This window comes from Protofrankia coriariae (assembly GCF_001017755.1).
GTDB classification, from domain to species: domain Bacteria; phylum Actinomycetota; class Actinomycetes; order Frankiales; family Frankiaceae; genus Protofrankia; species Protofrankia coriariae.
This window is the reverse complement of the sequence record NZ_JWIO01000060.1, coordinates 1-8388: the sequence shown is the minus strand read 5'-3', so window position 1 is coordinate 8388 and position 8388 is coordinate 1. Positions and strand designations below refer to the sequence as shown.

Genomic DNA, 8388 nt, shown 5'->3' with positions numbered 1-8388 from the left:
GGTTCGGCCGAGCCGGTGGCAGCGGTGGCGGCGCGCAGTGGGTGGTTGGCCCACTGGCTGCGTACGTCCGGGTAGAGCAGCTCGAGGTCGCGGGGAAGTGCCTGTTTGGTCTGCTGGCTGACCGGGTCGACCAGCACCTCTTCCGTGCCTGCCTCGACGGCGTCGAGCGCGTGGGCGACGACCACGGCGGGCGCCAGCTTCGGGCCGGTGACCCGGGCCGCCATATCGGTGTCGACGTAGCCGGCGTGCACGGCGACGACCAGCGTGCCCTGCTCGGCGAGCTCGACGCGGACGCCGTTGGTCAGCGACCAGGCCGCTGCCTTGGAAGCGCAGTACGAGCCGATCGCGGGAAAGCTGAGGAAGGACAGCACCGAGAGCATGTTGACGATCACGCCGCCGCCGTTCGCCGCGAGGACTGGGGCGAACGCACGGGTCACCGCGAGGGTGCCGAAGTAGTTGACCTCGATCTCCTCGCGGGCGCCGTCAAGGCCTGGCGCACCGACCAGTGGCCCGCCGCGCACCACCCCGGCGTTGTTGACCAGCAGCGTTACGTCCGCGCATGTCCGGGCCGCGGCCGCGATGGCCGCGGGGTTCGTCACGTCCAGTTCGATCGGGACGACGCCCGGTCCGCCGACGGTGCGTGGGTCACGGGCGCCGGCGTACACGGTCTTGGCGCCACGCTCGACGAGCGCGCTGGTGAACGCCTTGCCGATCCCTCGGTTGGCACCGGTGACGAGTGCGACGGCGCCCTCGATGTTCACGACGTCCGACCCGGCTCGATAGTAAGTTTCAACATAAAACTAACTCTAGCGAAGCGAGTCTTATGAAGCAACTGACTCGTGTCGAGGGCACGCGATGCGCCAGCCTCGAGGGCCTGGACCGCTCTGCCGCGTGGTGCTGGACGTCGTCGGCGAGCGGGGGAGCATGCCGACCGTGCGTGACGCGACGCTCGGGCACCCGCCGCTTCCTGTGCCGTCACGGTGTCGATCTCATCGGCCCCCACCAGACCAAGACCCACAACACCCTCGGCTTCTTCACCCACTACCCGAACCGACTAACGCCCGCGGGTGTCCCGGGAGGGGGCGCCTGGGGGCCACGCCGATCAGCCGGTCATGCGGGGCGGAGTCCTGCATGACCGGAGGAGACTGCGGCGCCGGCCGGCGCCTGACACGGACTCAGCTGTCGCGAGCGGGCGGGACCATCGCCGGGTCGACTCCGCCCGGGCCAGGCACCGCGCGCATGTTCGAGACCCGCAGCTCGGCCCCGCATTCGGAGCAGTGCGGCACCGCCGTCGCGACGTGCCCGCAGTCAAGATGGACCATCTCCACCGGCGGTCCGCCGGTGGCGGCCCACCGGTCACCCCACTGGCGCATCGCCGTCAGGACCTGCCACAGGTCGCGGCCCTTCTCGGTGAGGCGGTAGTCGTACCGGGCCGGATGGTCCTGATAGGGGACCCGCTCGACCACCTCATGGCGCACGAGGTGCTCCAGCCGCTGCGTGAGCACGTTGCGGGCGACGCCGAGCCGGCGCTGGATGTCGTCGAAGCGCGTCACGCCGAACGTCAGGTCCCGGACGATCAGCATCGTCCACCAGTCGCCGACCACCTCGAGGCACCGTGCGACGGAGCAGGCCCTGTCCTCGAAGCTGACCCGACGCATGACACGCAGCCTACACAGTTTCTTGAAGAAACGGACTACGTAGCCAACCTTCGCGGTTGGCTGACCAGCGTCACCGGTCGAGTGTGCCTGCTGCCTCGTCACGGCGGCGGCTGTCCTCACCGGTGGTGGGCACATCGGGGCGCTGTACGAGCTGGCCGGGGACGAACCGTTCACGATGACCGCGCTTGCCGCCGAGGTGTCCCGCCAGACGGGCGAGGAAATCGCCTACCAGGACCTTCCCCCGGCCGAGTTTGCGAAGGCGCTGGTCGGCTTTGGCGTTCCCGAGATGTTCGCCGACATCCTCGCGGCCTCCGACGCCGCGATCGCCCAAGGCGAGGTCGACAGCGACCGCCGCGACCCGAATCGCCTGATCGGCCGGGCCACGACCAGCCTGGCCGACGCCGTCACTGCGGCCGTCAAGGGCTGACCGCCTACTGGCGCCCGACCCGCCGGCTGACCACAGGACCGATAAACGGCGAATGGCCGCCGCCCTGTCTGTCGCGGCCTGCATCCTTCCGCACGGTGGACAATGGATGTATGGCCGCACCGGGATTCGGCGTCAACGCGGTCGACGTGGGCGGGGCACCGATGCTTCTCACCGTGACCAGCGGCGGTGAGGTGGATTCATCTCGCCCGCGCGGCGGACTCGGCGTCTCTGGCCGGGGCGCGGTCCACGACTTCTATTTCGACCCGTCGAGACCGTGGCTCTCGCCCACGGCCACCCACTATGCCCGGGACGAGCTCCTGGCACCCCGCTGGGCCGAGACCACAGCGTGCGGCAGAGTGTGGGGCAGTGATGGTCGGCGGGGAGGGCGGCCCGCTGAGGAAGGACGGCGGGGTGGCCTTCGCGCCGACCTGCCGCCGCTGTCTCGCGCTGATCGACCGCTTTTACCCGATGCCGCACGCGGACCAAAGACTTTCGTTGGTCGCGCAGCTCGCGGCTGATGTCGTCTGCGATCAGGGATTCGCGGAGGTGCACGGCGTTCCGGGCGACCAGCAGACGGAGCTGCGGAAGCGGATCCGGAAACTGGTGCGCACGAGGACCGGTCACGGGACCAAGATCTTCTGTCGCGAGAGCACGATCTACGCGGAATGCCGCGAGATATACGACCAGCACGCATCGGCGCACGCCCGCGTGGCGGCGGAGGCCGTCAGCGAGTTCCTTACCGCCGGCGGCGAAGCACCCTCCCGACGGCCCGCCGACTGGGTGGTCTCCTGGGAAGCCTGGGATGTCGATTGAGCTGACCTGGGTTCTTCCGCAAGGTTGGGTGGCGGAGGACTCGGCCGTAGGTCGGTGGCTCGGAACGTGCGGATGGGTCAGGCATGGTTCAAGGCGGGTAGTGGTTGGCGGGTGAGGATCGGTCGGCTATGAGTCCGTCCGCTGGTAGGTGGTGGCTTTGCCTCTGCCGCCGAGTTGACGGACCAACCCGCGGCCGCGCAGGCTCCGCAGCGCCTTGCGGATGTTCGGAGCGGACAGTCCGAGCTCCTCAGCAAGCTCGCTGACCGTTCTTCCCTGGTGGGTCAGGGCCTGGTGGACGCGACGCTCTGTGGCACCGAGCGCGGGTTCGGTGGTCACCACGGGTGGGGCGGTCGTGAACTGGTGGATGACGACAGTGAACCGGATGCCGCTGTCCACGTAGTGGGCTGGCGGCAGGCCATGGTCGGCGAGGGCTTCGGTGACGGTGGGAATCCCGCTGGCGAGGGCTTCGATGACCCGAGCTCCGGTCTGCGGGGAGCGAACATGCTGGCAGATCGCGACCAGTCTGGCGTTGCGGGCGGAGGTCACGGCGTCGCGTCCGAGCCGGTCGACGGTGATGCCGTACAGGCCGCCGGGGCTGGCCACTACCAGGCGGTCCCGCAGCAGCCGCACTTCGACGGCCAGCCCGGCGGACCAGTGGTCGAGATCGCGGTGGATCAGTGCGTTGGCGACCAACTCACGGAAGGCGACGAGTGGATAGATCGGACGGTCACGAACGCTGCCGTCCATCTCGGCGACGATGGCGGTGTCGAAAGTGCGTCGGGCCCAGAGCAGCGCTGCATCAAGCATCCGCGGCACCGGCCCGCTGATGGTGACCTGGTTGCGGGCCCGCGTCGCAGGGGAGTCGGTGGGCAAGGGCTGCGCGGCGGCCTGGATGACGTAGCGAGGGAACCACTGTTGGGGATGGACCCCGAGAGCGAGCAGTCCCGCGACGGTCGGCTGCCCGCCATCCATCGTGACCCCAGCCCGGCGCAGGAGCTCGGTATCGTCGGGAAAACGGCCGAGTCCGGTCGGGTCGCGCTCGCGGACGGCGAGGAGGAAAGCATCGACGAGTTCGGTGTCCAGGTCGTCGACGGTGGCGTCCTCGACAGGTGAACGGTCGAACAGCGGTGGCTGGCGAGCGGCCAGAAACCCCTGTTCCTCCACGTCAGACAGGGCGTAGTCGCCGTCGTAGCCACGTAGGTACGCCGTGCCGGTCGCGGTGACGCGACAGGGCTTGGTCGACCGGTCGCACTCGTGGACCTGCGCAACCACGACCGCAGCGCCGTCGACATCCCCGTCGTCGATCGTGAGACGGACCGGCGGAGTGAATGCCCGGGCCCTGGCAGCCAGGCCCTGCTTGAGTATCTGCGGGTCGCTGAGCTCGACTGGGCGGAACCCGGCCCGCTCATCGAGCCCCAGGATGATGGTCCCGCCTCCGGGCTGGTTCGCCAACGCGCTCAGCGTCGAGGTCAACGAGGCGGGTAACCCGCCGGCGGCAGACTTGACCTCCACCTCGGTGGTGTCGCCTCCGGCGGCGCGCAGGAAGGAGATCATCTGGCTCACGTCACGCGGCACACCCAAATGTAACCACGGCGGAGTTACATTTGGCGTGCGGCGGTTACATTTGGCGGTCGCGACTGGCGCCCCAAGATCGGAGAACGGGGAAGATTGACGATGGGACGGTCGGCACTGGCTGCGAGGGGTATCGACCGGCCGCCATCCCCTCGATCACAGGAAAGTCGACGTGACCACAGTGCCCAGCGGTCACGATCACCAGGCGGCCTGGAAGTAGGCGGAACCGCCCGGCGTTCGGAACGCTTGTTCTACTCGGTAGACGATGTTCTGGTCGACGCGGTCACCGAGCATCGTCCCTGCTCCGGGCACGTGCGGCGACCGGTCGGACAGTGATTTCAGGGCCAGCAACCAAGATCGATCGGTTCGGATGCTGATACACATGGTCCACCACGCTCCGTAGCTAGCCTCTGACCTGGGTCAATAGGTTTGACCTATTAGTTGGACTGTTCGGATGTCGTCGAAAAGGGCAGGTAGATGGCCTGATCGTCTGGTTCGTACGGAAAGATGGTCCTTGCTCGACGGCCCTCGTGCAGCTGCTGTGAGTGACATCGGAGTCTGTGGGGCGACGATGCGGGGGGCGCGGAGACCGTGCTCAGGGCCAGGCTCAGCCACGGCCTGAATCGCGCTGGCTCCACGCGTCGCACGTACCGCGATGAACGCCGAGGCGGTGCAGGACGAGTGGCCGGCAAGCCCGGATCAAGCGGCGCGGCCGTGCAGCACCCGGGCCGCGCTAGGTCCGCGGCTGCGCGAGCCGGCCCTCGACAGTAGATCTCGTAGGCTTGTGATCTGCTGACGACACGGCTCGTCGCGGCGGTCCGCCGGCGTGAGGGCGATCAGGCTCCAGCCCATGCAGCGCGACGTTGGCGCCACTCAGGCGGTACAGCGGAAGGGTTTGGATGAGCTTCATCCAGTGGGCGCAAAAAGATCCGAATACGATCGAACAGGCCATCAAGGCTTTGGTCGTCGAGCTGTACCCAGGCGCCAGGCCGATCGATGGCCGCGGCGGTGACGACGGTCGTGATCTTCGCTGGGATTCGACTGAGGGTCTTGTCATATTCGAGATCAAGTCTTTCGCGGGTGAGCGCCTCAAGCGCAGCCAGAAGAGGAACATCGAGCGTTCACTCAAGCAGGCCTCGGAGCATAATCCGGCTCGCTGGATCCTCATTCTTCCATTGGCTCACTCGCCCAGTGAGGAGCAGTGGTTCGATCAGTTGAGTAAGCAATATCCAACGATCCACCTGGAGTGGTGGGGCATAGATTGGCTCAACGTCGAGTTCGGGAAGAGAGAGTACCTTCGCCGCCTTGTCGAGGGCGAGGAGTACGAGCTGCTCCGGCGCGCCCAAGAGTTCGAACGCGAACAGCAAGTTCCGTCGACTATTGCAGACTCAATTGCTCGAATTAATGTTGTATCGAGTCGCTCCCAAGAACTTTCACCCTACTGGCGAGCGGACTTCGCTACCGCACCGGAGGGCGTTACAGTCACCTACAATGAGCGATTCCCGGGGGCTGCGGCACTCGATCCTCTCCAACTGCGTGCAACCTTCAGCTTTCCTGTCGGCGATAGTCTCGCTACGGAGGTACAGCGTCGACTGGCTGACGCGCTCGACTATGGCGACGACGTCGAGATTGATGGTCGCTATGTGGCAAACTTCGAGGTCTTGGCTTCGCCTGCCAGCCGGGAAATGTTTGAGACCGCCAGTCCGTTAGAGCGTCTGCGGATCACTTCTCTCGACCGCACGGTTGGTGAAAACCTGACCTTCCAGCTGGTCATCGTGACACCTTCTGGTAGGATCAAGGGCCGCCTTCCTCTCCAAGTGGACCAACACACGAGTGGGCGCAGAGGGGTGCGCCTGAAGGGGTGCGACACCACGAGGAGCATTGAGGTAGACCTCACCATTGATCGCAAAGAGCAGGGCGGAGGCGCATCCGCCCGAATCACATGGCGAGGGGTTGCGGGGAAATTTCTCTACGCGATACGTCCAGCGTTCGAGATTTTTGGTCGCGCCAATGGGGAAGACCAGATTGAATTGCGGATCGACGATCAGAGTGTGGTCCGACACGCCATTGGTATGTCGCAGTTCCTTGCCGAGGCCAAACTCTGCGCCGACATGGTAGTGGCTCTGGAGAAACTACAGAATCACTGTGGGCAGATCTTCCCGATACCCGACGATCTAACCTATCGTGATGCCCTCGATCTAGTGGCCGCCGCGAGGCTTTTGTCCGGCAATCCGGTAGCGACCGGGAACACTGCGATCACGGCAACCATCAAGTCGGGGCATCTTGCCGGTTTCCTGGAGGTCGCAGGGCCTCTCGTCGAGACTCGCGTGAGAGCGGAGATGCCAGGCTTCGGTGTTACCTGTGGCATTCACCAAATTGACATTGGCAGAGTCTCTATGACGACACCGCTTGTGCGCTTGGTAAATCTCGCCGAGCTAAGGGCGATGGCAGACGACTCCTTGGAACCGGTCGCTCGTTACGAGTGCGTCGACGGTGAGAGCATCTATATGCAACTCATGGCCGACTGATCGGAACGTCAAGCGGCCATTGATTTAGCCGAGTCAGGATTGTTACGGTAGAAGCAAAGGGTAGCCTTGCGCGCGTTCCTCGCCGGATCGAGCTGGTCGCAGTTCCTGCGTGCTCAGGCCCGTGGCATGTTGGCCTGCGATTTCCTCGCCCGGCATACTCCGCGACCCACCCGAACGACTGCCACCGTCGTTTGTCGGTCGGGATGACAGCCCCTCAGCCGTCGGCGTCCGCGCTGGTCGCCCGGCTCAACCCGGCCGCGAAACACGGCCGGGCCTTCGGCTCCTACGGGTTCTACAAGTCGATCGGCTACACCCTCGGCCCGCTGCTCGGCGGAGTGCTGGTCTGGGCCGGCGGTCTGCGGCTGCTGTTCGCCGTGCTGGCGCTACTCGGCGCGGCGGTCGCCGGGTGGGCGGCGCTCGCCGTCCCGGTCGTGCCGCCCCTGCCCAAAGCCCGGCAGACGGTGCTGGACCTGGCCCGCAGGCTCGCCGATCCGGTCTTTCTGGCCCCGACCGGCGCGCTGGCCGCGGCGACCGCCGCCCTGTCCGTCGGCGTGGGCTTCCTGCCCGTCTCGGGCCGAGCCGCCGGGCTGGGGACAGTCACCACCGGCGCGGCCGTGTCCCTGCTCGCCGCCTGCGCGACACTCGTGCAACCCCAGGCCGGCCGTGCCCTGGACGAGGGGCGCCTCACGACTCGGTCCGGCCTGACCGCCGGCCTGGCGATCACTGCCACCGGGGTGGCCTGCGCGACGCTGCCGGACCGGGCCGGAGTACTCGCGAGCGCGACCCTGATCGGCGTGGGCACCGGCCTGATCACACCCCTGGGCTTCGCCGCGCTAGCCGCGAGCACCCCTGCCGCCCGGCTGGGACAGACCATGGGCAGCGCCGAAGTCGGCCGCGAACTCGGCGACGCCGGAGGACCCCTACTCGTCGCCGCCGTCGCCTCGCTCGCCACCCTCACCTACGGCTACGCAGCACTCGCGATCCTCCTCGCGGCCGGCGCGGCACTCGCCCTCGCGCACCGCCGCACCACGACGCCGACAGCCGAAACAGAGACCTGATCACCAGCAGTGGCCGGATCGTTGGAGGGCGTGACCGGCNCCGGCCAGTCGCTGGGCACCAGCCTCGGTCGAAGGCGATGGTGCTGGTGCTGCCCTTGGGCGGGCCACAATAGAGCTCGCCGGGTAGGGCAAGTAGTTGACGAAAGGTTGTTGGTTCGCGGCCTTGGACGTGGAGGTTGTCGCGGTAGCGCGCGATGGTTTCGCCGCTCCGCGGGCCACCCGTGCGATGAGCCATCAGAGCGGGCGAGCCGGTCGTGTCAGAACCTCTCGACCAGTGAACGTAGGTTGCGGTGGAGGCTCGTCTCTCTTCCTAGTGCTGTGGCCCGATACGT

At 66.9% G+C, this 8388-nt stretch carries 6 protein-coding genes and 1 pseudogene; 4 read left to right on the top strand and 3 right to left on the bottom strand.

What is annotated here, in order from left to right; translation table 11 throughout:
- Both FrCorBMG51_RS22595 and FrCorBMG51_RS22590 read right to left on the bottom strand, forming a co-directional pair.
- Positions 1–761, bottom strand: a pseudogene (locus FrCorBMG51_RS22595) (SDR family oxidoreductase); the annotation flags it as partial.
- A 414-nt stretch (positions 762–1175) separates the two neighbouring features.
- Entirely contained in the window at positions 1176–1658 is a 483-nt protein-coding gene (locus tag FrCorBMG51_RS22590; protein ID WP_047225037.1) for a winged helix-turn-helix transcriptional regulator, read from the bottom strand.
- A 175-nt stretch (positions 1659–1833) separates the two neighbouring features.
- On the opposite strand from FrCorBMG51_RS22590, the gene FrCorBMG51_RS22585 reads away from it, so the two are divergent.
- Positions 1834–2085, top strand: coding sequence for a Rossmann-fold NAD(P)-binding domain-containing protein (locus tag FrCorBMG51_RS22585; RefSeq protein ID WP_052914954.1), 252 nt, complete (start codon positions 1834–1836; stop codon positions 2083–2085).
- A gap of 369 nt (positions 2086–2454) precedes the next feature.
- Positions 2455–2898 carry a hypothetical protein gene (locus FrCorBMG51_RS22580; RefSeq protein WP_052914953.1) on the top strand — a complete coding sequence of 148 codons (444 nt, stop codon included), beginning with the start codon at positions 2455–2457 and terminating at the stop codon, positions 2896–2898.
- 126 nt (positions 2899–3024) lie between these two features.
- Here the strand turns inward: FrCorBMG51_RS22580 and FrCorBMG51_RS22575 are convergent, their stop codons facing one another.
- Entirely contained in the window at positions 3025–4452 is a 1428-nt protein-coding gene (locus FrCorBMG51_RS22575) for an ATP-binding protein (protein ID WP_235433831.1), read from the bottom strand.
- A 917-nt stretch (positions 4453–5369) separates the two neighbouring features.
- On the opposite strand from FrCorBMG51_RS22575, the gene FrCorBMG51_RS22570 reads away from it, so the two are divergent.
- Positions 5370–6998, top strand: a complete 1629-nt coding sequence (locus FrCorBMG51_RS22570; RefSeq protein WP_047225023.1) for a hypothetical protein — start codon at positions 5370–5372, stop codon at positions 6996–6998.
- Positions 6999–7201: 203 nt separating this feature from the next.
- Positions 7202–8056, top strand: a complete 855-nt coding sequence (locus FrCorBMG51_RS22565; RefSeq protein WP_235433829.1) for an MFS transporter — start codon at positions 7202–7204, stop codon at positions 8054–8056.
- The last annotated feature ends 332 nt before the right edge of the window (positions 8057–8388 follow it).